Origin of the sequence: Mesorhizobium sp. M7A.F.Ca.US.005.03.1.1 (genome assembly GCF_003997975.1) — a bacterium.
GTDB classification, from domain to species: Bacteria; Pseudomonadota; Alphaproteobacteria; order Rhizobiales; family Rhizobiaceae; genus Mesorhizobium; species Mesorhizobium ciceri.
On record NZ_RZRO01000058.1, the window covers coordinates 13,925 to 37,064 of the forward strand.

General features: G+C 57.8%; 21 protein-coding genes. 3 read left to right on the top strand and 18 right to left on the bottom strand.

Annotated elements, in window-relative coordinates:
• The first annotated feature begins 569 nt into the window (after nt 1-569).
• Complete coding sequence (locus EN990_RS22195; RefSeq protein ID WP_063169274.1) at nt 570-1,691, top strand: DUF418 domain-containing protein; 1,122 nt, start codon at nt 570-572, stop codon at nt 1,689-1,691.
• A gap of 1,543 nt (nt 1,692-3,234) precedes the next feature.
• Nucleotides 3,235-3,447 (top strand): cold-shock protein, encoded by a 213-nt coding sequence (locus EN990_RS22200; RefSeq protein WP_008874821.1) that lies wholly within the window; start codon nt 3,235-3,237, stop codon nt 3,445-3,447.
• A 228-nt stretch (nt 3,448-3,675) separates the two neighbouring features.
• Here the strand turns inward: EN990_RS22200 and EN990_RS22205 are convergent, their stop codons facing one another.
• From EN990_RS22205 to EN990_RS22230, 6 genes are all read right to left on the bottom strand, one after another.
• Nucleotides 3,676-4,146 (bottom strand): MucR family transcriptional regulator, encoded by a 471-nt coding sequence (locus EN990_RS22205; protein ID WP_024505385.1) that lies wholly within the window; start codon nt 4,144-4,146, stop codon nt 3,676-3,678.
• An 894-nt stretch (nt 4,147-5,040) separates the two neighbouring features.
• Nucleotides 5,041-5,583: a tetratricopeptide repeat protein gene (locus EN990_RS22210; RefSeq protein ID WP_082826568.1), complete on the bottom strand. Its 543-nt coding sequence runs from the start codon at nt 5,581-5,583 to the stop codon at nt 5,041-5,043.
• Nucleotides 5,584-5,636: 53 nt separating this feature from the next.
• Nucleotides 5,637-7,700: a type III secretion system export apparatus subunit SctV gene (gene sctV / locus EN990_RS22215; protein WP_063169272.1), complete on the bottom strand. Its 2,064-nt coding sequence runs from the start codon at nt 7,698-7,700 to the stop codon at nt 5,637-5,639.
• 232 nt (nt 7,701-7,932) lie between these two features.
• Nucleotides 7,933-8,823, bottom strand: coding sequence for a hypothetical protein (locus tag EN990_RS22220; protein WP_024505382.1), 891 nt, complete (start codon nt 8,821-8,823; stop codon nt 7,933-7,935).
• A 117-nt stretch (nt 8,824-8,940) separates the two neighbouring features.
• The gene (locus EN990_RS36255; RefSeq protein WP_224570034.1) at nt 8,941-9,183 is read right to left on the bottom strand and encodes a nodulation protein NopA; all 243 of its coding nucleotides are present in this window, start codon (nt 9,181-9,183) and stop codon (nt 8,941-8,943) included.
• A 71-nt stretch (nt 9,184-9,254) separates the two neighbouring features.
• The gene (locus EN990_RS22230; RefSeq protein WP_081714433.1) at nt 9,255-9,584 is read right to left on the bottom strand and encodes a hypothetical protein; all 330 of its coding nucleotides are present in this window, start codon (nt 9,582-9,584) and stop codon (nt 9,255-9,257) included.
• A gap of 1,348 nt (nt 9,585-10,932) precedes the next feature.
• On the opposite strand from EN990_RS22230, the gene EN990_RS22235 reads away from it, so the two are divergent.
• A complete protein-coding gene (locus tag EN990_RS22235) occupies nt 10,933-13,047 on the top strand; it encodes a hypothetical protein (protein ID WP_224570035.1) in 2,115 nt (704 codons plus the stop codon).
• 525 nt (nt 13,048-13,572) lie between these two features.
• Here EN990_RS22235 and EN990_RS22240 read toward each other — a convergent pair.
• The 12 genes from EN990_RS22240 to EN990_RS22295 all read right to left on the bottom strand — a co-directional run bounded on the left by EN990_RS22240 (nt 13,573) and on the right by EN990_RS22295 (nt 23,123).
• Entirely contained in the window at nt 13,573-14,376 is an 804-nt protein-coding gene (locus EN990_RS22240; RefSeq protein ID WP_024505378.1) for a hypothetical protein, read from the bottom strand.
• 355 nt (nt 14,377-14,731) lie between these two features.
• On the bottom strand, nt 14,732-15,769 hold the full coding sequence (locus EN990_RS22245) for an EscU/YscU/HrcU family type III secretion system export apparatus switch protein (RefSeq protein ID WP_024505377.1): 1,038 nt from the start codon (nt 15,767-15,769) through the stop codon (nt 14,732-14,734).
• Nucleotides 15,766-16,584, bottom strand: a complete 819-nt coding sequence (sctT, locus tag EN990_RS22250; protein WP_063169270.1) for a type III secretion system export apparatus subunit SctT — start codon at nt 16,582-16,584, stop codon at nt 15,766-15,768. Before sctT ends, EN990_RS22245 begins: the two co-directional genes overlap by 4 nt.
• Nucleotides 16,585-16,592: 8 nt before the next feature.
• Entirely contained in the window at nt 16,593-16,868 is a 276-nt protein-coding gene (locus tag EN990_RS22255) for an EscS/YscS/HrcS family type III secretion system export apparatus protein (protein WP_024505375.1), read from the bottom strand.
• A 2-nt stretch (nt 16,869-16,870) separates the two neighbouring features.
• The gene (sctR, locus tag EN990_RS22260; RefSeq protein WP_029354851.1) at nt 16,871-17,536 is read right to left on the bottom strand and encodes a type III secretion system export apparatus subunit SctR; all 666 of its coding nucleotides are present in this window, start codon (nt 17,534-17,536) and stop codon (nt 16,871-16,873) included.
• Nucleotides 17,529-18,557 carry a type III secretion system cytoplasmic ring protein SctQ gene (sctQ, locus tag EN990_RS22265; protein WP_095769044.1) on the bottom strand — a complete coding sequence of 343 codons (1,029 nt, stop codon included), beginning with the start codon at nt 18,555-18,557 and terminating at the stop codon, nt 17,529-17,531. The genes sctR and sctQ overlap by 8 nt, the downstream gene beginning before the upstream one ends.
• A gap of 89 nt (nt 18,558-18,646) precedes the next feature.
• A complete protein-coding gene (locus EN990_RS22270; RefSeq protein ID WP_063169269.1) occupies nt 18,647-19,159 on the bottom strand; it encodes a hypothetical protein in 513 nt (170 codons plus the stop codon).
• Nucleotides 19,135-20,493 carry a type III secretion system ATPase SctN gene (sctN, locus tag EN990_RS22275; protein WP_063169268.1) on the bottom strand — a complete coding sequence of 453 codons (1,359 nt, stop codon included), beginning with the start codon at nt 20,491-20,493 and terminating at the stop codon, nt 19,135-19,137. The genes EN990_RS22270 and sctN overlap by 25 nt, the downstream gene beginning before the upstream one ends.
• On the bottom strand, nt 20,490-21,113 hold the full coding sequence (sctL, locus tag EN990_RS22280; protein ID WP_024505371.1) for a type III secretion system stator protein SctL: 624 nt from the start codon (nt 21,111-21,113) through the stop codon (nt 20,490-20,492). The genes sctN and sctL overlap by 4 nt, the downstream gene beginning before the upstream one ends.
• Nucleotides 21,110-21,796, bottom strand: coding sequence for a nodulation protein NolU (locus EN990_RS22285; RefSeq protein ID WP_210326671.1), 687 nt, complete (start codon nt 21,794-21,796; stop codon nt 21,110-21,112). The genes sctL and EN990_RS22285 overlap by 4 nt, the downstream gene beginning before the upstream one ends.
• Complete coding sequence (gene sctJ, locus EN990_RS22290) at nt 21,741-22,604, bottom strand: type III secretion inner membrane ring lipoprotein SctJ (protein ID WP_024505369.1); 864 nt, start codon at nt 22,602-22,604, stop codon at nt 21,741-21,743. The genes EN990_RS22285 and sctJ overlap by 56 nt, the downstream gene beginning before the upstream one ends.
• A gap of 9 nt (nt 22,605-22,613) precedes the next feature.
• Nucleotides 22,614-23,123 (bottom strand): nodulation protein NolB, encoded by a 510-nt coding sequence (locus tag EN990_RS22295; protein WP_024505368.1) that lies wholly within the window; start codon nt 23,121-23,123, stop codon nt 22,614-22,616.
• Nucleotides 23,124-23,140: the final 17 nt, after the last annotated feature.

Consider the following 23,140-nt stretch of genomic DNA (forward strand, 5'->3'; position numbering starts at 1 on the left):
ACTTTTGCTCAATGTGACCCCCGGCGGCTGCATCAGCAAATTGATTTGGGAAACAGGCGCGCCGGTTCTAATGACCGACGCAGGCCGAGGTCTGGAGCTGGACCAGCGAACGGCGTCTTCGGTTTTTCAGGCAACAGCCACATGGAAGAATATGATTGGCTCGACCATGCGCCGAGCTTTGTCGAACGGATTGGTCGCGGGCGCACTACCACAGATTATGGCAGGTTTACGCCCTGGCCTTGACACCCGGGGTGATCGTCACCGGCGGAGCCGCGGCGTACTGATCGGATATCTAACGTCGCTGAGTCTCTCGTCGGTGCAGTGGATCTCTCGGCTTAGCCATCATGCAAAAAACGACGGTTCCGCGACACCACTTTTCAGGTCCGTGACACAGGCTTTGTGAGCCGATCTGTTGTTCTTACCCCAGGCTAATGGCTGAACAGCTCTGTCGCCGGCTCGATGCGCCAGATGGCGCGATGTTTTGAACCCTTTCACGAGGCGACGGCAGCAGCCGACCGGCTCTCCTATCGCGGCTCCCGCGATCCACACACCCAACAAGGGAATCTACCATGGTAATGAAGGCACCGGTTGCCGACGCTAGGAATGGGTCGGTAGTAGATCGGCTGGTCGGCATCGACCTCGCTCGGGGCCTGGCTGTCTTCGGGATGTATGCCGCCCATCTCGGTCCCGACCCCGGCGAAGGAGGACTAGTCGGGTTTCTGATGGAACTAACCCATGGGCGGCCGTCGGCCCTGTTTGCCGTATTGGCCGGTTTTTCAATCCTCCTGATTACAGGTCGCAAGGCGCCGAAGTCGGGGATAGCCGGTAGACAGGCCATCGCCAGAGTCGCAATTCGTGCCCTTGTTTTGCTCGCGCTTGGCTCAATCCTGGGCTGCCTCGGTACCCAGGTCGAAGTCATCCTAGAATACTACGGAATTTGCTTCTTGTTGGTATTGCCGCTCCATCGGCTCAGCGCATATCAGCTGGGCTTGATCGCTGCCGCTACGGCATTAGTTCTCCCGCAAGTCCGTTCCTCCCTTCTGTCGGTTGCCCCCAACCTCCTCGACCCGGTCTTCAACCTCATGGTCAACGGCTACTATCCCGCGGTGACCTGGGTTCCTTTCCTCATCGCTGGCATGGCCATCGCGCGCCTTAATCTTAATACGCTAGCAGCGCATTGGCGCCTTGGTCTGGCGGGGGTCGCGCTGGCCGTGTTGGGCCATGGGGGATCCTTGCTCGCGCTGAGTTCCCGCGCTTTGACTGAAACCTCCTTGTGGTGGTCTGACGTTGACGGCGCTTTTGAGCCTTCCAAGTCGTCATTTATAGTCAAGTCGTCATGGATAGCCGCACCTCATAGCGAAACGACGCTTTCGATCGTGGGCAGCACCGGTTGCGCAATGATCATCTTGGCGGCTTGCATGCTCGCTGTGGATGCGCTCCCGCGTCTGCGAAAGCTGGTCTGGCCAATAATCGCAGTCGGCTCGATGTCTTTGACGGCCTATGTGCTGCACATTGCGGGAATAGCCTATCTTATGAAGATAAACATTTTCAAAGACGAGAGCCTGTCCACGCTCTTTGGCTTCGTTGTGGTTATCAGCACTTTTGCGGTGCTTTGGCTGCGCATCTTCCAGCGAGGACCGATGGAAGTGCTGATGGGTAGGGTCGCAGATCTCGCGCGTCACATCCGCTGAGCACCGCCGCGCCCCGGCCTCCCGATCACATTACGGACAAGGTGGGGCTTTGTCCAAAGCTTGTTCGCGGCAGGGGAGGGTACTTCCTCCCAGCCTGCCGCCTTGTTGATGGAAGCTAAAACGGTCGCGCAGGCGCTAGAGTTGCATCGGCATAATCAGCTTAAACTCGCGAAGTTAAACCCGCGGTTGGTCTATCTCGGCCCGCCTCACCTGAAAGGCTAAGGTATCCGTTTCGGTCAAGGGTTTTAGGGGCCATTTTCGCTGCGCCTTGAGGAGAGCGTTTGCTAGGATGAGGAGCTTTCGCAACAAGATGATGACCTTTGCGGGTTTGCCTGCCGCCTTTAGCGCCTGGTATTTTGCCTTGAGGTCGGGGTTGAAGCGCAGGGCGAAGGGCCGGGCATGTAGAGGGCCTGGCGAACATTGGCCCGGCCGCCCCGGATGAAGGCGCGGCCGCTCCATTTTGCCGAGGCCGGCGAGGCTTGCGGCCTTTGGTTCCGAGTTCCGGCATGTCGATGGTGAGTGTGCAGGCGGTGGCATCCGATGCGCCATATGCTGGTCAGGATTTCGCGGCGCTGGACAGCGTCGGGATCGGCTTTCATGAGGGTAAGCATCGTCTGATCGATATCGCTGAGTTCACGTGGATCTGCTTCCAGCCACTCGTTGTTGTGGCGCCTGAGCAAGGCAAGCGGTCAAGGTCTGGCTCTGGTGCTGGCTGCGGTGCGATCCCCGCACGGGCCAGGTGCCGATCGTGTCGACGATCCACCTCGCCGCGACCAGAGAGCTGCTACTCTCTTCCGCTGTTCATTCTGGCCTCTTCGCAATGAATGTCATAAAATCACCTGTCGCAATTAATGGTTTTTGATTTGGCTCCTACAGCTGGCAGATATCGCCGAGAGTTCCGCAGAGAGCGTCGAAAGTTTTGGCCGCCTTCTTCCGCAGCCGCGCCTTGAGTTTTGAGCAGACCTGTCTTGATCGGGTTGAGATCGGGCGAGCATGGCGGCAGGATCAGGAGCCAGTGCCCCTTTGGCCAACCAGTGGGCGGCGCGTACCTTGCCGACAATCTGGGGTTCCGAACCCGACAGTTGGTTTTCAACCCGACAGTGGCCCGCCTCAGAGCAGGCTACCGCCCTTCGGAGCAGGCAGAAGCTAATCGAGGTTCGCGGGTTCCGGTTTGAATGTGCAGGTCGCTGCGCGCCTGATCTTTCGGTCTGGCGGCACATGACAAAAACTCTCATTTTGGCCGACGATACCCGGTCAGGAGCGGGTATCGCAGTCGAGAAGCGACCCGAGCACGTCCACAAGATGTGCCGAGTTTGCAAGGTGTGTCATTGTTTCTGTCAACGTTCGAGCGACAGCGCACGACGAAACGTCTGGCATACGCCTCGTCTGGCACGCGCCTCGCATATGTTGCAGTTGCTGCTGGAGATCAGGCGATCGAGTGGGCCTTGCAATTTTCCGATTTTGATGCGCCTAAAGTCTCGTGTACAAATCAGGCTGGCGTGAATGGCCTGCCTAAGTTGCGACTTATTACAAAGGAATGGATATGGCGACTGGAACGGTGAAGTGGTTCAACAGCACGAAGGGTTTTGGTTTTATTCAGCCTGACAACGGCGGTCAGGATGTCTTTGTCCACATTTCCGCTGTTGAACGAGCGGGCCTGTCGACCCTTAATGAGGGCCAGAAGATCAACTACGAGGTGGAACAGGATCGCCGCACGGGAAAGTCCTCTGCAGGCAGCCTCAGCAAGGCTGGCTAACGGTCCGGGAAAGCCTTGGCAAGGTTCGTCATCGCCGGAACGCATTGACGGCTCGAAACCCGGGCCGGAGCATGCAAGTTAATGCCGCGGCAGGGATTGCTGGAGCCATCATGAATTACTCTGGAAATGAGGCTCTTGGACGGGAAAGGCGGGGCTCATCCCCGCCCTTTGATTCCGCGCAGATTGGGCCAACGGCTGCTGCGCGTCCGAACGACTGTTGATACGGATTTAGGCTGCGACCTTCTTGCGGGTCCGTTTCGCCGGCGCCGTGGCTGGGGCTTCCGGCTCTTTCGGTTTGCGGCCGAGTCCCATGGTCTTGGCCAAGGCGGAGCGCGCAGCGGCGTAATTCGGCGCCACCATGGGATAATCCGACGGCAGACCCCATTTGGCGCGATATTCGTCTGGGGTCAGACCATAGTGCGTCGCCAGATGGCGCTTTAGCGATTTGAATTTCTTGCCGTCTTCAAGGCTAATGATGTAGTCCGGTTCGATCGACTTTTTGATCGGGACAGCAGGTTTTTTTACAGGCACAGGCTCTTCTGCCGGTATGAGTCCAGCCGTGCCGTTTAGAGCCCCGTGCACTTGGGCGATCAGGGCAGGAAGCTCCCCCGCCGGGACGGGGTTGTTGGAGACGTAGGCTGATACAACATCGGCAGTGAGCTCGATGAGGATGTCGGTCTTGTGGGGTTCTTCTGTCATAAACTTCTCCGGGCAGCTTGAAACACAGTTGGGCGAAGTGTCGCTTCATAGTGGCGGTTGCCGCTGAAAGCAAATGGATCGACGGGTGCGCTGCTCCTCCACCATTGAAGTCTCGGCGACGCATCCCGTCATCGTCCATCGCTAAAGGCAGCGTATTGAATTATGGGAGCGGTCGCGCCCGCCCCACCATAGCGATACAGCAAGACAATCAAAAAAGCCGGTCTTTGCTTGGCCCCAAATCTTTTCTCCTTTCGTGAACGCTGAGCTGCCAAGCTGCTACAGTTCACCTCGCGGGGCAACCGTGCACAACACAGGAGTTGCCCGAGCGATACATTCTTCACTTGCCGCTTATCAGCGCTGGTGATTGCACTTTGCAGCCTGCCTCCGGACCCGCAGCGCTCACGCTGTTGGTTTTGCGCCTGCAGGCGTCGGAAGTCGGATCGCCGCAGCTAATTTCCTCAGGCGGACGAATTCAACAAATCGATTGTTTGGATCGAAGGCATCCACACCATCGATGCCTCTAGAATATGATCCAGCTACAATCACCGTGCTGTAATGGCAGGGACGGCCAGCACAAGCGCGACACGATCCGGCGGGTCCATCGCTGCGTTACGTATTCATGGCTACTGCATCGGGCGCTCGGTCGACCGCCTTAAGCCAGGTCGCCGCATTGCGAGACGGTGACCGGCGAGGGAGAGGGCGCTCTGGCAACGAAGCGAGGCGGGTGGCCTTGCGGGTGGCCGCGTGATGTCATCCGGCTCTCCTGCCGATCTCTGCCGGCCAGATCTGGAGCAACTGTTTTGCATAGATATGGCTCTCTTCAGGGGGCCATCTATGATGGGAGCCGAGCGCGTGTTCGAGCCGGGGAACAGGCTGCGCATGCACTGTGCCCACCTATTGCGATCGTGCTAACCTTGGTTGTTCGGACTTGCCGTTAAAGGCAAGCGACAGATTGAAGTTATGCTGCACCATCTGATTGCCTGGCTCGTTTTCGAGAGCTCGCCGATACAGGGCCTGTGCCGCGTCATGCCGCCCCTCAATGTCCAAAATCACGCCCTTCGCATTCAATGCACGTACGTTTCCTGGGGCTGCAACCAAGACGCTGTCGAGCACCTCAACCGCTTCGTGCGGGCGCTTCTGGCCCACCAAGGCATTTGTAAGTCGTATCGCCGCATCAACATTGTCCGGGTGCTGCTTCACCTCATCCCGCAAAGCCCGCTCTTGAACATCCTGACCAACTTCGCGCAAAATGCGTTCGCGCATAGCCGGATCGATTTGATCGGCGCTGAGCAACTCGGGGGAAGATGTCTCCTGCACGGAAAGAGCCGGCTTTTGCCAGCTGGCGCAACCGCCCAAAGGCAGAATGGCGAGTACGGCAAAAAGAAGTGAGTTCCGGCGCAGAAACATAGGCGATGGAGAAACTGTATTACTATTCATGTTATCTCTCAGTTATCGGGGAGGCGCGTGGCGTTCAGTTAGGAAAGGTGGGACTACTCTAACAATCCGCTGTTCGATCCGTGCGGGAGTGTGACGGATCCTGCGGGGCGAATTGTAAAGTCGGAGGCGAGGTCTTGATAAGACAGCACGGCGAGATCAACCCCGTTTCGCGTCAGAAAGCCGCGGACGAAACGTCGGACATCCATCGACGTCAACAGAATAGGGCGGGTTTGACCCGGTTCTGCGTTCGAAAGGACCTGACGTATCTGTGATAGCATCGCTTCGCTTTGCCGATCCTCCAGTGCGAGATAGGGGCCTGCATCCGAATCTCGAACCGCGCCACGCATCACATCCTCGCTCTCGCGCTCGACGACCAGGGCGGACACGATGCCCTCCGTGTTGGCATGGCGGTGGCAGATCTGTCGCTTCAAACCAGAACGGACATATTCCGTCAGCAGGGCAACGTTCTGCTCACGCTCGCTCCATTCGGCCAATGCCTCCAACACGAGACGGGTGTGGCGGATTGGGATACCTTCCTCCAGGAGGCGGCGCAGAACATCGGCAATCCGAGGAATCGGCGTCGTGCGTAGCACCTCTTTCACAAGCTCAGAATATTCCTGCTCCATTCGGCCCAGGAAATGTCGGGTCTCTTGGATGCCCACCAATCGCGGTGCGTAGCGGGTCAACGCTGCATGGACGCGCAAGGCGAGGAGTTCGCCGGGAGCCCTATGCTCCGTGCCGGCGCCCGTAAGGGCCTTTGCAGGGGTATGTTCAACCGGGAGTCTGTCCGTTTTCGGCTCACGTCTAAGGGGGACACCGCTCGAGTCGACGTGCGCTACATCGGCTCGGAGCGCCATCTGGTTTGGATCTAAGGCGTCCTGTTCGACTGGCACGCCCTCGACATCAATTCGGAATTGCGATTCAGGCAGCTGCTCGTCAACCAAGACAGGGATGCGAGGAACGATAATGCCCAGATCGGCTGTGACCAGGAGCGAAACGCGCCCAATATGTTTTTGCAATTCGGCTTGATCGACCGCCTGCATAAGATCTGGCGCTAGAAAAAATGCGATCGGGAATTCCTTCGCAGGCGCGGCTTGCTTAGGCTCCGCTGCAGTTCCACCTTTCGCATCGGCAGTGCCGGCGCCCAGCACATCAGCCTTGACAATGCTTACCGCAGCGAACACTGCGGCCAGCATCAGAAAGACGGGGAGGGGAAACCCAGGAACGAACCCCATTACAACCAGGACGCCGGCCGCCAGTCGCAAGGCTCGAGTGCTGGCCGTGAGCTGACTGACCATTTCTGTACCGAGGTTGATCCTCGCCGTCCCAGTCACACGGGTGACGATGGTCGCCGCAGTAATGGAGAGCAGAAGGGCCGGAATCTGCGATATCAATGCATCGCCTATCGTCAGCAGAGTGTAGTGATGCAGTACCTCGCCGAAGGACATGCCCTTGGAGAGCAGGCCGATCGAAATTCCACCCAGCATGTTGATGCAGATAACCACCAGCCCGGCGATGGAATCGCCCTTCACAAATTTCATCGCGCCGTCCATCGCGCCATAGAGTTGGCTTTCCTTCTCCAATTCGGCGCGCCGCCGGCGGGATTCGTTGGCATCGATGTGGCCGTTGCGTAGCTCTGCGTCGACCGCCATTTGCTTGCCCGGCAGAGCATCCAGCGTGAAACGCGCCGCCACTTCTGCCACCCGTTCGGCACCCTTCGCGAGGACCATGAATTGCACCATGGTGACGACCAGAAATATGACGAAACCCACCACGATATTGCCTGAAATGACGAAATCGCCAAAAGTATGAATAATGCTGCCGGCCTCCCCCTCGGCCAGGATCAGTCGCGTCGTTGCGACCGTGAGCGCGAGACGGAATACAGTGGAAATCAAAATAACGCCGGGCAAAGAGGAAAAATCAAGTGGAGTACTGACATACAGGGCAACCATCATCAGCAGTATGGCCAACCCCATATTGAATCCTATCAGGGCGTCGACCACCACGACCGGGATAGGCATGACCATCATCGCGACAGCCAGAAGCAGCATCAACGCAACCATTAAATCCGGGCTGGCCGGCGCACGCTTGATGAAGTCACGCAGGACGTTGGCCATCGAGACACCTTTGCAATCGGTTGAGACTTACTCTGCTGTTACGCCATGAAACGTGGCTTTCGAACTCCGAAGGCGCCTCAGCCTTGGCCAGCGCGTGACCCTGCATGAGAGCCACAAGCAGGCGCGAAATGGCTGGGCAGCAAATGTTTCCAACGCAGCCAGCTTGTCAGCACCGAGCGCGACAGGATGTTTGGCTGGCCATAGAGTGCTGCTTGATGGGGCCTGCGAGCTTTCAATATTGGAGAGCAGCAATGCGGCCATTCCTGCTCAGCAGCACACGGCTGTCCTCAATACGTTCGACCACCCATCCATCAGCCAAAATGGCGCCGACAAAATACTTCTCGCTGTCGATGACAATATATGGTTGGACCCCATGCCACACAGCTTCGACCGCGATTGCGGATGGCGCCTTCTCCTCTTTGATGAGCACTCCGTTCACCAGTGTTAGAGTACCCTTGGTGCGACGATCGAACGATTGCTGAAGCTTCTGCCAACTGATGACCGATTCAGACGTGACGGTGCCTTCGGCGGTCACAACACCCTTTGCCGACCCAATCTTGACGTCGAGAAGACCCGCTCGATCGACTTCCTCCTGCAGCTCTTGGGCCGCTGCCTCCGTAAGTTCATTGTCAGCGCGGTGACTGATCGTTCTGGACGCGACTTCAGCCCGAAGTGAATTGGGGCTCGATCCACTTGCATTGCCAAGATAGGAGATCGTGCCTGAAAGCGCGCCGATCCCGAGTGAGCTGATTATGACCATGGCGAGCACACCGATCGGTAGGCGCGGTATGCCGGTCGAACCAGGCGGCTCTGCATCCTGCACGGACAAAGCAATGGACATCTCGCCTACGAGCAGGACGACAGGAAGGGGCACAACAACGGACTGGCCTGCGGCGATATTCCGGTTGCCCTCGATACTGAGTCCGGGTGCAAGCGCCTCCAGTTCGATCGACTTGCCAAGAAGAGTTACACGAAGGTGATGCGGTGCCAGTCCCTGCTCGACAAAGACCAAATCGGCATCGAAGCCGCTGCCGATTAAACACTTTTGAAGATCCGTCTTGCCGGTCAGACCGCAATAGTGCCCCGAACGCACTTCGAAACGGAGGGAAACGGCGTCATCCACAGAGCATCTCTCAAACAGGATAGAAGCCGCATGGCAATTGCCATGCGGCTCATTTCGGGACTACGTCGCGTCAATAAGGAGACGCGCTAGGGGGCAGTCTAAAACCCGCTTCCGACATTACGAAACGCGTTCGTCGGCGGCCTTCTTGATGGTCTGGAGATTGGTCGTTAGAGTGCGCAACTGGACACTCCTTTTCGTCGCCTCCAAGCTAACATTGGTTAGTTCCTGCACTTGCGCCTGAAAAGCAGTAGCATCAGCTCCGCTTGTATTGCCGGGAGTGCCACTGTTAGTTTTATCGGTATTGCCGGCGCTACTGGTATTGGTATTGCCTGATTTTTTATTATTATCAACTGCAGCCATGATCATTCCTTTTTCTGTTGGAGTTGTGCCGTCAATAACGGCCTGTATGACCTCACGCCGGATTTCCCGCGTCAGGCATCTTCTGTGTCATCCAAAGCTTCATCGGCCTCAGCCATCGCATCGTTCGCGAATTGGAACGCGAACGATCGCAGGATACTTTGGAAGGCTTCACTTTGTGCTGCAGACTGTGAGTTGTCTTGAAGTTGATCATTTGAAACGGTCCGGTTATCCGCCCGATCGTTCCCGCCAGCTGCCTTGCCATCATTCCCACCAGCTGGCTTGCCATCATTGCCATCAGCCGGCTTGCCATCACCAGAATGCTCGGATTTCGAATCCCCATGGCCCTTTCGGATCAAGGAAGTCCCGAGGTTGCCAACTCCACTCCCAATTGCTGCTATCATCAGGTACTCCGGCATTTGCCATTGGCGGCGACGTGTTAAAGGTTAGCCTCGATCAAGCTAAGGGCGGGAGCTTTCGAGAACCTGACGGCTTTTGACAAAAACCGGCCAGCGCAAAAACGTATGCTCTGCAGGATGTTGCTCTCGCATCGAACAGTCGACCACGATCTCGGCTGTTCGGCCAATCCCGCCGTCCACGCATGCCGCGACCGAATGGCAGCCGCAGCAGCTCGTTTGCATCCTCGATGCTGTGGTGTCGAACAGGAGACACGGTCCACGTGCTGCATGACCGCAATGACCGTATTCTTGCTGGCTCCACGGGCGCACGCAACGAGCAGGAACTCGGTCTTTGCATCACCATTCTCTCGCCTGCACATCACGGCCCGGCGCGGTGAGCTCATTGGCTTCGAGAAGGTCGGCGACCGTACGAACATGGGATGGTCTGCCGGCTTTGGGAGGCCGGTGCGGATCCTCTTCTCACCATATCGAAAGCTTGAAGCGGTCGGATTTTCTTGCCCTGTTCGTGAGAACTCCCATCGTCAGCTAATCGTCAGCCAAGCGGTCTATCTAGGCCGGCCGTGCCTGACCTTCGGATCCAAAGGTCCCGTCTCGACACTTTTTGTAACTATAGATCGAAATGGTCCGCGTGATACGCAACGCACACGCTTCTCTGAAGCAAATGTGTGACTTTGTCGGTGGCGAACGAGAGGAGTGACGCATCAATAAAATCGTCAGGCACGTGTCTAGGAAGGGGAGCTAGCCGAGTTGGTCTGATTTCATTCGCTGTTCCTGGAAATCGGCGGACTGAAGCGCTGATAATCTCAGGACATCGATGGCAACGTTGCGAAAGTCCTGTGAGCTCGGGCCAATCTTGGCCTGCTACTGAGAAGCACTTTGGCGGGAACATTACGCCGTCGCGGGTCTGGCTGACCGTGACGTTAACCGAAAGATGCCGCTGGTCTCGTCAGCCGCCAGCACAATAGCAGCACATTCTCGCCTACTACGGAGACGCAATATGAAGGGCATTGGCCGACCACGGAAATCGCAGGCTGAAACTGGAGCCAGCCGCGCGGGGCGGGCGAGCAGTTCCCTTTCGCAATCAAGTCTTGCTGCGGGAGAAGGTGGACAGTCATTCGATTCCGTTGTGGAGCAGATGCGCTCTGGGGACGCCGATAGGAGGCCCTCCTCCCTTCCAGTTGCGCGCGGTCCAGGCGATGCCCGCGAAAGTCTGCCAGGCGCCTCGATTGGCGAAGATCAAATCCTGAACACACCGCCACGTGGAGCCGCTGCGCCACCACGCGGAACCGTAGCGCCACGTGGCGCAGCCGCAAGGCGGCGCGGTTCTCCCTCCATGTCTGAGGGCGAAGCCATGGCGCCGGTCGGTAGCCAACTATCAACCGCGCAGGTGGAAGGCACCAGCTCATCGTCAAATAAAGATATCAGTCCGACACAGCTCAGAATGAACAGTCTTGTTCAACAACTGACTGATTGCGAGGCTGCGGCCAGGAAAACCGACGTCCCCGAGGAGGCGGTGGAGCTGATCAGTGGGGTCGTCGATGCAGCCTCAGCAATTCTGGAGTACCGCGCTAGCCTGCCTGCGGCTGAGGCGCAGACAATTATGCCAGACGACAAGGTGCGTAGATGTTGCCAGATCGTGTGCGACGCCGCGAATGAAGTAGACAAACTTGGCCTGTCGACGATCACGAAATTGGACAAAAAGACCAAGAAAGCGGCAGGTATGGTCGATAAACTCTACTCCTACTCCCAGGCGGACCGGCAGGAGCTGTTGATTTTAAATGTGGAGAACCACCATACGGCGGCAATTAAGTGGTGGGAAAAAAAGGCATGGCGCTCCGAACGGCAGCGATCCGCCTGCGCTGCCACCGCTAGCCTATCCAGTGGAACGCCCGTGATGCGGGAAGCCGAGCGGTGCGCACTGCGGCTGCGTGCCGGCTCGGTACTGAGTGTCAGGATCTGGCTGGTCCGTGAGCGGATCGGTCTTGCGCGGGCCAAGATTGAACTGCGGGCGAGCAGGTTCGAGCCAGATTTGAAGGAACTCCTCGTCGGTCGAAATGGAGTGGTGCAGCTGATGGCAAGCGCCGCTCAAGAAGCTCTTCGCGCCCTCTCTTTGGCGAAGGGCATAATGGATGATGGCAAAACACTCAACGCTCATGATTGCGCGGTTGTAGAAAAAATCATGGAGCGGCTTTCGGATTTTGGATTGGCGTTGCACGAGGTGCATACCAAGCTAAGCCATACCTACCCAGATGCCGGCCTCCCATTGAAACTGTTCGAACGGATCGTGGACGATGCATGGATCACTGCGCACGATGCCATGCACTTGTTGAACCTGCAGTCTCCGCCGTCAGCCATCATGGCGCCACAGGCCCAGGCGGGCGCTGCGATGCCGGCCAGGGCAGGCGCTGCGATACCGGCTGACACTGCTGGTACGGCTGCAGTGTCAGAAGGCACTACAGCGCGAAGGAAAGGGAAGTCAAAGCATAAGTCGGCAGCTCGCGCCGGGACTTCTGCCGCCGGGCAGCCATCAACACCAGTCGCTGCGAACGCCGGCACAGTGCCAGCAGCCAAGGTTCTCGCGCGCTCGGATCAAGTTGCGAGTACACAGGTGAGAGCGCAAGAGGTGGCTGCGAGTTCGTCGGGGGCAGGCTCGACAATCGGGGGCGCCGCGTTGTCAATGGAGGTATTGACGGAGCGGCTCAAACGATTGGACGAACTTTTGCAGTTCGATCTGGCCGGTCAGCAAAGCGTCGTCTCCCAAGTGCGCCAGATGAAGCCTGAGGAGGCCGGTAAGGTCGTGGACGATGTGGCCCAGTACCTGCGAGCCCAGGCCATTGAGATGCAAACCTGTCTCGCCGGGTTGCAGGGGCGTAATGTACGCCTGCTACTCACCTCCACCCAGCTACCCAAAGTGCACGAACGCACAGACCAGCTCAAAGGGTTGCTGAACATGGTGCTGGGACAGGCCAACGCATTGAATGAAGGAAAAGCCGGCATTACGACTGATTGCATGAAGACCTACGCATTTCCGGCGCAAAAATACCTGGAACATTTGTGCAATGCCGACGAATTGATGCCGCCGGAGGCACCGGTCGCGCTGCGTGGCGAGCCAGGAAAGCTGTTTGAGATGAAGCTGCAGCCCAAGATGCTGGTCAATGGTGCGATGCCGAGCCCGATGTGGGTGCACATCCACACGAGTCGCCCCGTCATGGCCAGAAACTTGGAAGGGCTGGCTGATTCCGAATTCACCGCTTGCCACGTTAAATCCAACGAACAGCGCGGCTACAATCGAGAGCGAGAGGAAGCCGATGCTAGGTCCGGTCGCGAGAAGGTCATAATTCATCGCGGCAAACTCACCCCCGCTTTCTGTAAGTCCTTGTTGACCTCAGGGCTTGGCCGCCAACCACGCCATTCGCGTGCCGAGCTCCCGTCGGCGCAGGCTGCATGACAGGGCACTCAGAATGCGGCCGGCCACGCTGTGAGTCAGCGAGCATTTCTCCTGGCCAAACCGCGAATGCCGCTGCGCGAGTTGCGGTCCGGCGATTGGAGTCGATCGGCTACCGTCAGGGCCGATTTGCGATGTCGCGTTACCGGCTGTTGACGTGGCGGCGTATCTTGCCTCCCATCCAACTTATCGCCGAGATCGCGCCGCCAAGATCGAGGCGGAAGGTCTTCCTGCGAGCGCGGAGCAGGCATAGCCGATCCGATCGGGATCGGCGCATCGCAACGACCCAACGGTGTGGTGGAGAAAATTGGATTCGGGAGAGCTCGGTTCCAAGAGGCGGAGTTCCGGCCCGAATACAATCCGCTCGCAAGCACCCACGATGCGCATCCGCAGTTTATTGTCTGGGAGATGGGCTGGATTGCTCGGCGGCGCTGGCGCTAAGGCGGGGCTGTCGCCGGACAATTAGCATTCACTGCCAACAGCCTTGCAACCGTCACCAGTTGCAAGGCTCGGCGGCGGGTCGACAAATCACATGAAATCGTCGTCGGACCCGCTATCGCTGCTGTCGCTATCCTCGGTTTTGTGGAGATAGAGTGGAGGTTTGCCTGCACGCTGCCACTCACCGGCACTGTTCTTCGTCCATTTGTCGGGATGCTGCGTAGGGTCAAGCACCAGGTCGCCATGATCCACTTCAACAAACCCCATCGTCTGCGCGCGCGCTTGTGCTTCCGGATTAGCCGCACGCCAATTCAGCAACGGTCGGTCGCCGTCTATCCGAAGTTGATGCTCCAGCAGAATATCGCCCGCATTTTCGACGAGCGGATGGGCGACTTGAAGATCCACTATGGAAGTGACCTCAGTTCGACCAGGAAATTGTTCCCGCCAACTTTCCGATTCGAACTCGTTCATGCTGAATCCGCCTTCCATTCTCAGCAGTCCGGCACTCCGGTCTCCCAATTGGTAACTGAAATATCGCGCGTGCTCCGTATCTCGACGGATGCCATATTGCTGAGCAACGTCCGCGGTGCGCCTGGCTCGTGACGATACGAACTCCGAATACTCTTGAGGATTGTCGGCGATGTGCGTGATTTCATCACCATGAAATTGCCTCACCTGTCTCCTGAAGGAAGTCCTGTTGATCTCCACCACAGGAGGTCGGGAATTGAGGGAGTATGCTTGGGGAGCCGCCGATGATGAGGCGCCGCTACCTTCCGATCCGGATAAGTGCATTCGGGCAAATGTGTCCGCGAACCCTTCGCTTCCTGCATCCGATTGCTCGCCGGCATTATGCGCGCGGTAACTATCGGATGAGCCACCAATTCGACCATACATGACGATTCGTACTCCTATGTTTCGCAACCGAGCTCAAGTTAGCACGGCTGTTCAACATAGGGCGCTTAGTTGACGACTAGCTGACGAGGGCATTCCAACGGCTGCACCAATCAAATCCGCACTGCCGGCCTCAAAACCTCGGACTGCGCCACGCACCGGCCAGCAGAGGCTGCAAGGTCATGCCCGGAGGACTTGCCGTAGTTGCTGGGTGGCAGATCCGAGGGGAGTGATTGCCCCAGGCCCGCGGTTGCGCGGTTGGCCTGACAGAGACACTGGGGCACGGATGGCCAGCCGACATTTGCCACTAGCATGGAGCCAGGTCAGTTTTGAACTGGGCAGTCGTGGACTTCCATGACTAGGCCAAGCCTGCGGCAAAGAATGCTTTCGCGACAGGCTGGAAATATTGCATAGGAACCGCGTGGCCGAGTTTTGTAGTGCCTATCAGCTGACGCGCTAAGACATGGTCATGGACGATCGTCAGGCGTAGTGCCCGCGCCTCGCTCAACACATGTGAAACGCGCTCACCTTCGGCACGGCAAACTAAGAACGGCACCCCGGTTTCACCGCGAACGTAACGCAGACCGATCAGGACCGCCCTTCCTGTTAAGACCAGCGTGGCGCGATGCACGCCAAGCGCAGGCTCGTCGGCCGCCTCCTCGCGGATGCGACGCTGTTCACCTTTCAACTCTGGCGCTCCTTGCTGATCCTTCGACTCGCGCGTCACTTCGGTATTGGTCATGCGCATTTCGCGCAGATACAACGCGCGCTGGAGCAGAAGATCGATCAGTCCGCCGACCAGCAGTGCGCCGGCGCCAATTCCCATCAGCAATTTTGTCTCCATAAAGATGAGGCCAACACAGCCCATGCCGCAGATCGGCAGAGGGACCATTGTCTTCCACATCCCGAGAAGGACAATGGAAAAGGTTGCGCTGAGAACCAATACCTTGAACATGGTCTTGCAGACTTCGACCATGGAACGAGCAGACCCCAAGCGCTTCAGCCCTTCAAAGGGGTCAATTTTCTTAAAGCTGAGCTTCATCGGCTCCAGAGAGAAGACAAATCCACCATTGGCTAGCAGGCTGGCCAAAATCACCGCGGCGACAAGGGTTCCAAGCAGCGGGCCAACAGCCGCGACTGTGAGTTGGACGAGCACAACCAATGCCTGCGGCACCGCGGTATCGAAAGGTAGGCTCTGCAACTTGGTGGCTAATAGGAGCGCTTCCCGGCATTTGTCCTCGATCACGCTGCCTCTTAGCCAAAGGTAGCCGAGCCCAGCGCAAGTCCCGACCGCGCGGACGAAATCGGAGCTACGTGGCAGCTGTCCTTTTTTGCGCGCTTCACTTAACTTCTTCGGGCTGGCGGCGTGTGTCTTCTCTTCACTTGTGTCGCTCATGGCAGCAATTTGTCGAACCACTCCAGCACGCCGTTGGCACGTGTGACCTCCAGTTTCATGCTCTCCACCAGATAGGCAGCGTAGGTGACCATGAGAACTGGAAAGACAATGTTCTTGATTGCCGGAGACAGTTGGCTCGCCTTAAATTGCGGGGCAAAGCGACGCAGCAGCATCATCGATATATCAATCAGTATCAGGAAGAACACGACAGGCCCCGAAACCAATAATGCCGTGCGCATTATGCTGTCGAGAAGCCCCAACAACTCCATTGCTCCTGGCCCGCTCAGTGTCGGGTGAAACTGATACACCGGCCAGATCAAGTAGCTGCGGTACAGGACACTGATCAAAGTTTCCAGGCCTCCTGATCCGACGAATATGGCAATCGCAGTGATCCCCAGAAAAACGCCCATCGCGGAAGCCTGACTGTTCGTCGCGGGATCGGCCGAAGCGGTCGGGCTGCTGATGCCGCGTTGGTTGTCGATAAGCTCCCCGGCAGCCTGAAGGCCCCAAAGCGGAATGCCAAGAAAAGTGCCAAGGAGTACACCGACAAAAACTTCCTTGAATCCGAGCAGGGTTAGCTGGATCAGGCGCGTATCAGGATCCAGCGCCGGCAATCCGCCGCTGACGTGTGCCAGGCATGGTAGTGCGAAGCCAACAGCCAAACAGCCCCGGATCAGCCCACTGATCTGCGAGCGTGTGAATACGGGAAAGATCAGCATGATGCCCATCGCGCGGGCTGCCCCAAGACCTGCCGCAACGACGAGTTCGAAAGCCGTCTGGATCAGAATTTGAATATCGGCCGATGGCGCGTCCATGGGGCGGACTAGTAGCTAAGTGTCATTGCGGGAAACTCGGTGAAGATCTGATCGGCTAGCTCTATGAGCGGGGCGCTTAGCACAGGAGCAAACAGCCCAATCACCGCGACAACGACCAGAAGCTTCACGGTGAGCGGCAAGCTTTCATCCTGGATCTGCGTCGCCGCCTGGAGGATGCCGATGACGAGGCCGACAACCACTGATGCAATGAGCGGCGGTAGAATCCAGATCATGAAAACCACCAGTGATTGGCTCATAAGAGTAATGATGCTGGATTCAGTGATGATCAGCCTCCCGGTAACGTATAACTCAGCACAAGCCCATGCATCAATTTTGACCAACCATCAATGGCAACAAACAAGAAGATCTTGAACGGAACAGATATAACAGTTGGTGAGACCATCGACATACCCATTGCCATCAAGATAGTTGTCACTATCAGATCTATAACAATAAAAGGCAGATAAAGTAGAAATCCTATCTCAAATCCGCGCTTCAATTCTGATAGCAAGAAAGATGGTACAAGTATTGCAAAGTCATCAGGCGTGGCTGCAGCGTGCATTTCCTCTGGCCAGACCTTTTCTGTCGAAGATAGGAAAAATCGCCGCTGCTCTTCATTTGTGAATTTCTTGAGATGCTCGCGCAAGGGCTCACTTCCGGCTTTAGCGGCGCTTACCCAGTCGTCGAATGTCTGATAGTGGAGCTTGGGATCCGACATGCGGTCATAGGTCTGCTCAGCAACGGGCGCACTAACGAACATAGTGAGGATCATCGCCGCGGCGTACAGCACCACATTGGGTGGTATGGTCTGGGTCCCGAGCGCATTGCGGACGAGGAAAAGAACAATTGATACCTTTACAAAGGCCGTTGTCGTGGCAACTGCTAAAACCAGCAGACCGAGTCCGGCGGTAACCGCAAGAAGCGCCAGGATTGTCGGCTGAGCTTCACTCATTGCATGCAAACCCGCCACGGAGCCTGATGCCCAGCTCTTCTCCGATGCGGACAATGTCGCCACGCCCGATACGCTGACCATTGGCCACTATGTCGACCGGGCCGTCGATCGGCCATCCAAGTTCAAAAATATGCCCTTCGCCGGCACTTCTTAATTCCCCAAGAGAAATAGGCCAGCGGCCGCATTCAAAGACAAGCACGATCTCGACATCGTCGAGATCCTTAGTAAGCTCCAGTTGCGATCCGGGTTGTGTCATATGCGCACTCTCCAAAGGACACGGTCGCGGGCGGAAAGGCCCCCGCAAGATTAATTCATCGCCGTCAAGATCCGCCTCGGCGCACAACTGGCCGACAGCTAGGGTGATCTGGCCGCGGCCGAACGGCGCAATATCGGGCAACAATGCATCACCGACACATGCGCTTCGAAGAAGCGCCGCAGGAAGGCGAAGCGTGCCGACCTCTCCTGCAACAATGAGCGGGAGCTCTGGAGGCAGCCCGCCCAGCTGCCGCGGCAACTGGGCAAGCAGTTCGCCTAGCGCGCGAAACGCAGGCGGTACTAAGCCGTCAAGTGGCGTGAACAGGAATAGACGGCCCTTGCCCTTGACCGCGCCGAAAATGATGTCGAGTTCAAGATGAGGAGCCAGCATCGTGGCTTCGCATACCCGCACGAGTTGCACGTTCAGACGCGTCGTCTCCTCCAGTCGAGTGACAAGCGGCTCCAGAGCGAGTTCGAGAATTAGCGAAGCAGTTGGCTCGGAAGGGAAGGCCAAGCCGTTCTGCACTGTCGTGATGAACTCCTCTACGAGCGGGCGCGACAGTGACAAGATGACCGTTTCGGCTCCCACTCTCCAGACGCAGTCAAGCATCGGAATGGCAGCAGGTTCCTGCTGCCAGACAAGCCCTGCCGTTCGCACCGATAGCGGCACCTCGTTGATCCGGCTTTGAAACGGCGTGCGCGGCGCTGCTGTATCATTGAGCCACGAGACAACCGTGTGGGACAGTTTCAGAACTGGTTCGAACATGGCGGGTGTGACCGCAGCGCCTATCAAAGACTGCACGGTCGTGTCATTCGGACGACCTCTTGCGACCGTCGGATCCGGTTGCGCGGCATTTAGGCAAGCGACCCCCTCGCATATTTCAGCAGTATCTCATCGTCGGCCTCGATCTCGGCTGCGGCCTCCGAATGAGTCTCGACGGCGCGCCGCACGTCGTCCTCGATTTGTTGCCATTTGTCCCTTGCCGCCGAACATATGACCCATAGCTCCCTCGTCCTGGACGCCGCCATCTCAGCCTCCTCTTGAGCGATTTGGGTATCATCAAGCATCTGCCGTCTGGAATTGATCTCAGCGGCAAGTTGTTCAGTGTGAAGGCGGTGACGGTCGAGCGCTGCGCTAGACAAGTTGTCGAGTGACATCAGATGCTGATAGAGCGCTGCTTCTTTTCTTGAACAATGTTGCTGTATCATTGCAAGCTCCCTAGAGGCATTTTGTACGGCTGAGGCGGCCACATCGCGCTGGGCTTCCTTCTTGGACAGCTCGCCAAGGGCACGACGCTCTTGCATTTCCTTCAGAAGCCGTATACTCGAAGACTGAATCCAGTTTACGCGGTCAGACGCGACATCCATGCGACCGTCTCCTCGAAATCTGACGCGTCATCTTCGCTCTGGCGCAGAAACTCCCTCAGTTCGTCGATTGACGCGACAGCCCGGTCAGTCAGGGGATCTCCACCTGGCTTGTATTCGCCAACATTGATCAAGAACTCGGTCTCGGCATAGCGCGACAGGAGCTCGCGGAAAATGGATGCTGCCTTGCGATGTGTCCCCGAAACGACTGCATCCATGACGCGGCTGCGACTCTGCAGCACATCAATAGCGGGGAAATGCGATCGCGCCGCAATAGCGCGTGAGAGGATGACATGGCCATCGAGAATACCACGCGATTCCTCGGCGATTGGATCACCCGTGCCATCACCCTCTACAAGCACCGTATAGAAGGCCGTGATTGAGCCCCGCTCACCCATGCCGGCGCGCTCGAGCAGGCCTGGCAGCATGCCAAAAACGGAAGGAGGAAAGCCCCGTCGCGTCGGCGGCTCACCCGCAGCAAGGCCTATTTCGCGCATAGCGCGGCAGAAGCGCGTCAGCGAATCCAGCATGAGAGCAACGCGTAGGCCTTGATCGCGGAAATATTCCGCGAGCGCAGTCGCCATTGGAGCGCATTGCGCACGCTCTACCGCCGAGCGGTCGGATGTTTCAACCACGACGACCGTACGGAGAAGGCCCTCTTCACCAAGATTCCTTTCGATGAATTCACGAACTTCCCGTCCACGTTCGCCTATGAGCGCCACTATGACGACGTCAGCGGCGGCACCCTTTACGATCTGTGACAACAGCGTCGACTTGCCACCACCTGGCTCGCCATAAATCCCGATCCGCTGGCCCTCGCCGCACGTCAGCAGACCATCGAGGACACGGACCCCAAGCGGGAATGGCCGCTCAATCATGCGCCTCGTCATCGGATTGGGGGCTCTGCCATGCAGGGGCCGAGTTTCGACGGTCTTGATTTCGCCTTTGCCGTCCAATGGGCGGCAACGACTGTCGATCACGCGACCGAGCAAATCGCCGCCGACGGGCACCTCACGCATTCGGCCAGTGGCCACGACCTCTGCGCGGCTGGATAGGCCCACCAAGTCCCCGATCGGTGTCAGCAATACACCATCACCCGACAGGCCGATCACCTCGGCCTCGAGCGACAGCCCGGTTCGCGGGTCCTCTAGGAGGCAAAGTTCCCCAATACGAGTGTCTGGCAAGACGGCATGAACCAGTGTGCCGATAGCCCGCGTGATCCGACCGCGCACCGCACGCGTGTCAATTCGCTTGGCCGCAGCCCTCAAAGACGAGATTGCTGGAACGAGAGCTCGAGTGTGGGCGTCAGCGTTATGTTCTGGGACGGGCTTTCTCATAGCTCGCCTTTCTCACAGAGCGTCCCGAAACCAAGGCGCAGCGCGCGCATCTGGGCGTCAAGTCCAAGGTCAACATTGCCGTACTCGCTCCACAGCACGCAGCGTTGCGGCGACAATGTCGGGTCGGGCTCGATCCGCACCCTTGGTCGACCATCCTGGCCGTCGCATCGAGCAAACTCTCGTGCAAGCATGTCGACTTGCATGGGAGAAACATGAAGGCAAACGTCGGCGCCGCTGTATTGACACTCTATGGCGTGACGAACAGCCCTCACCAATAGCTCGCCCGGATCGAAAGCGCCGATAAGATCGCTCAATATTTCCATCACGAGCTGCGGCAATTCCTGCTCCAGAGCCGCCTTTCGTCGCGCGATTTCGGAGATTGTCTCCGCAATCAACCCTGCCATCTCCTCGGTGCCTGCATTCGAGCCCTCCATGTGGCCGCGCGCCCACGCCCGCTGGTAAACCGCGCGTGCCCAGTTTCGAACGCGCTGCCGATGCCGTTCTGCCGCGGCAAGGGCTTGCGCGGCGCTGTGCCAGGTTTCGAGCTCGCTCGCGGGTATCAGTGGTCCGACTGGACGCATCTGCGGCGCTATTGGCCCCTCGGAAAGTTCGACTGTCATTTCACCGGGGTCTCTGTCTCAAAATGAGCTACTACAAGTGAAAGCAATTGGCCGGCGGCGGTCCAATGCTCATGTGCTGGAGTCTCCGCGGCAGTCCCCTCGGGCAATCGAAGAAGCACGCGGTTACGCTCGGTCGCTGAACTGTCCTGGAGCCAAGCTCCAAGACATGCGTGTCCATCGTATTCGATTTGCTGAGCGAGTTTTTCTGGGTCCGAGATCAGTCTTTTGTCAACAGCATGCAGCAGGTGTCGGATTCCGAATGCGTGTGCATCCACGCCGATGCGTTTAACAAGGATGGCAAGCTCAGGCTGAGAGACAAACGCGACCAGCGAACGGGCATGCCAGATACTACCAGCAAGAAGGGTCGCTCGATATGGATCATGCCCGCGTAGAAGGTCCGGCCTGCAGCCGATGTGGTTCAGATCCACGTCATCGTTGCCCAGCAATTCTGCCAGCCTTGGATGCAGTCTGGAACACTTCTGCAACTTCACTAACGTTTCGGCCGATAACGCTGGATCAAGACGCGCCGCAAGACGGGTTGGATGGGCCGAAGCCGCAAGCTCGCTCGCGCCCGGAAAGTGCGGACCATCAGGTCGGGCGGTCTGTATAGGCATTGGCAATGAGATGTCACCCACGTCCAATTGCAGGCATTCTTTTGCGAATGGCCTCGACAGCAGAAGCATCCCGGCGCCCCTCGACCTTGGAAACGCCGGTTGATTGCTTGCGCCGACGCGTAACAACGCCGATCAAGAGATAACAGGCCACGGCGAATACGGCTGCGGCAAAACCTGTTACGGTCGCCAGAAGTGGCGCAGGAAGAGGTAGTGATGCTTGTGGCAAAACAGCAGTCGGATCGGGCCGTTGCTCGTGTGCGGAACGTTCTACCGGCACCAAAACCACTTCCACCTTATCGTAGGACAGGCCTTCGATGCTGTCGGCTACAAGCATCTTTATCTTTGGCAGCAGAGCCGCGACATTTGTTTTTGCGTCGTGCCTGATAAACACCGAGGCCGAGGATGGCGTGGCACCGGCTCGCACAAGGTCGTTATGCGGCAGCACGACGTGAACACGTACAGAAAAAACGCCATCGATATCGCTGATCGTCCGCGACAACTCTTCGCTCAGGGCATACACGTAACGGGCACGCTCTTCGGTCGGCGAGGCAATCAGGCCTGATCCTTGGAATATCTCACCGAGGTTCTTGAAGGATTGGCGCGGCAGCCCCTTGGCGTTCAGAAGGTTGATTGAGAAGGCGAGCAGCTTTTCGTCAACCTGGATCGTGCTGGTTCCATCCTTGGCGACCACCCGGATCGCGGCGACCCCGTTGTCTTCAAGAAGTGCGAGCATTTCATTTGCCTCACGCTCTTGCAATTGCGTGTAGAGGTCGGCTTTGCAAGCAGTGAGGGCGACGAGAACTGGCAGCATGACAAGTCTAACCGACCGCCACCCTGACAGGCCACGCATGATTTCGCCCTCGGCCAAGCCAATCATGCGCGCGGTTCAGCCTTCCTTCAAAAGTTTATTCACGGATGATGTGACGCCGCTGACGCCTTTGGAGATAAGCGCCACCTGGGTGACGCCGTTGTAAACATCCCGAAGACCAGCCATCATCGTTTCGAAGTCTTGCCCTTGTTGGGGAATGCCCGAGATTCCGGTTCCCGCCTCACCTGGAACGGGAAGCTTCTGCGCCGGTCCCGGTAGAGCGCCCTTCGAAAGGGCTATGTCATGGTCGAGCGCGGGGAAGGAAACAGTGTTGTGTGGATATAGGGAGGAAATCGTCTGCAACACGCGATCGCCCATGCCGCTCGTCGGCGCAGCCGCGCGCTGAACATCCATCGCCGCAGCAACTGGCGCCGCACTCGCTGGCCCCGCGGCGGCATCGTTTTTCAGCGAGTCGGCTGCATGCCCTAAGGCGCGCTCAAACTGGGCCTGCTCGACAATCGACGGTGATCCGACCCTGGGGAGGCCAGCCGTTAGAGTGGCAGAGATCGACGTGACAGGCATCATCATGTAAGGACTCGGTTGCT

What these genes read in the sequence shown, in the direction of transcription:
- EN990_RS22195 (WP_063169274.1), top strand. Translation starts at nt 570, where the DNA reads ATGGTAATGAAGGCACCGGTTGCCGACGCTAGGAATGGGTCGGTAGTA.
- EN990_RS22200 (WP_008874821.1), top strand. Translation starts at nt 3,235, where the DNA reads ATGGCGACTGGAACGGTGAAGTGGTTCAACAGCACGAAGGGTTTTGGT.
- EN990_RS22205 (WP_024505385.1), bottom strand. Translation starts at nt 4,146, where the DNA reads ATGACAGAAGAACCCCACAAGACCGACATCCTCATCGAGCTCACTGCC.
- EN990_RS22210 (WP_082826568.1), bottom strand. Translation starts at nt 5,583, where the DNA reads ATGAATAGTAATACAGTTTCTCCATCGCCTATGTTTCTGCGCCGGAAC.
- sctV (WP_063169272.1), bottom strand. Translation starts at nt 7,700, where the DNA reads ATGGCCAACGTCCTGCGTGACTTCATCAAGCGTGCGCCGGCCAGCCCG.
- EN990_RS36255 (WP_224570034.1), bottom strand. Translation starts at nt 9,183, where the DNA reads ATGGCTGCAGTTGATAATAATAAAAAATCAGGCAATACCAATACCAGT.
- EN990_RS22230 (WP_081714433.1), bottom strand. Translation starts at nt 9,584, where the DNA reads ATGATAGCAGCAATTGGGAGTGGAGTTGGCAACCTCGGGACTTCCTTG.
- EN990_RS22235 (WP_224570035.1), top strand. Translation starts at nt 10,933, where the DNA reads ATGTCTGAGGGCGAAGCCATGGCGCCGGTCGGTAGCCAACTATCAACC.
- EN990_RS22240 (WP_024505378.1), bottom strand. Translation starts at nt 14,376, where the DNA reads ATGTATGGTCGAATTGGTGGCTCATCCGATAGTTACCGCGCGCATAAT.
- EN990_RS22245 (WP_024505377.1), bottom strand. Translation starts at nt 15,769, where the DNA reads ATGAGCGACACAAGTGAAGAGAAGACACACGCCGCCAGCCCGAAGAAG.
- sctT (WP_063169270.1), bottom strand. Translation starts at nt 16,584, where the DNA reads ATGGACGCGCCATCGGCCGATATTCAAATTCTGATCCAGACGGCTTTC.
- sctR (WP_029354851.1), bottom strand. Translation starts at nt 17,536, where the DNA reads ATGAGTGAAGCTCAGCCGACAATCCTGGCGCTTCTTGCGGTTACCGCC.
- sctQ (WP_095769044.1), bottom strand. Translation starts at nt 18,557, where the DNA reads ATGTTCGAACCAGTTCTGAAACTGTCCCACACGGTTGTCTCGTGGCTC.
- EN990_RS22270 (WP_063169269.1), bottom strand. Translation starts at nt 19,159, where the DNA reads ATGGATGTCGCGTCTGACCGCGTAAACTGGATTCAGTCTTCGAGTATA.
- sctN (WP_063169268.1), bottom strand. Translation starts at nt 20,493, where the DNA reads ATGAGAAAGCCCGTCCCAGAACATAACGCTGACGCCCACACTCGAGCT.
- sctL (WP_024505371.1), bottom strand. Translation starts at nt 21,113, where the DNA reads ATGACAGTCGAACTTTCCGAGGGGCCAATAGCGCCGCAGATGCGTCCA.
- EN990_RS22285 (WP_210326671.1), bottom strand. Translation starts at nt 21,796, where the DNA reads ATGCTTCTGCTGTCGAGGCCATTCGCAAAAGAATGCCTGCAATTGGAC.
- sctJ (WP_024505369.1), bottom strand. Translation starts at nt 22,604, where the DNA reads ATGATTGGCTTGGCCGAGGGCGAAATCATGCGTGGCCTGTCAGGGTGG.
- EN990_RS22295 (WP_024505368.1), bottom strand. Translation starts at nt 23,123, where the DNA reads ATGATGATGCCTGTCACGTCGATCTCTGCCACTCTAACGGCTGGCCTC.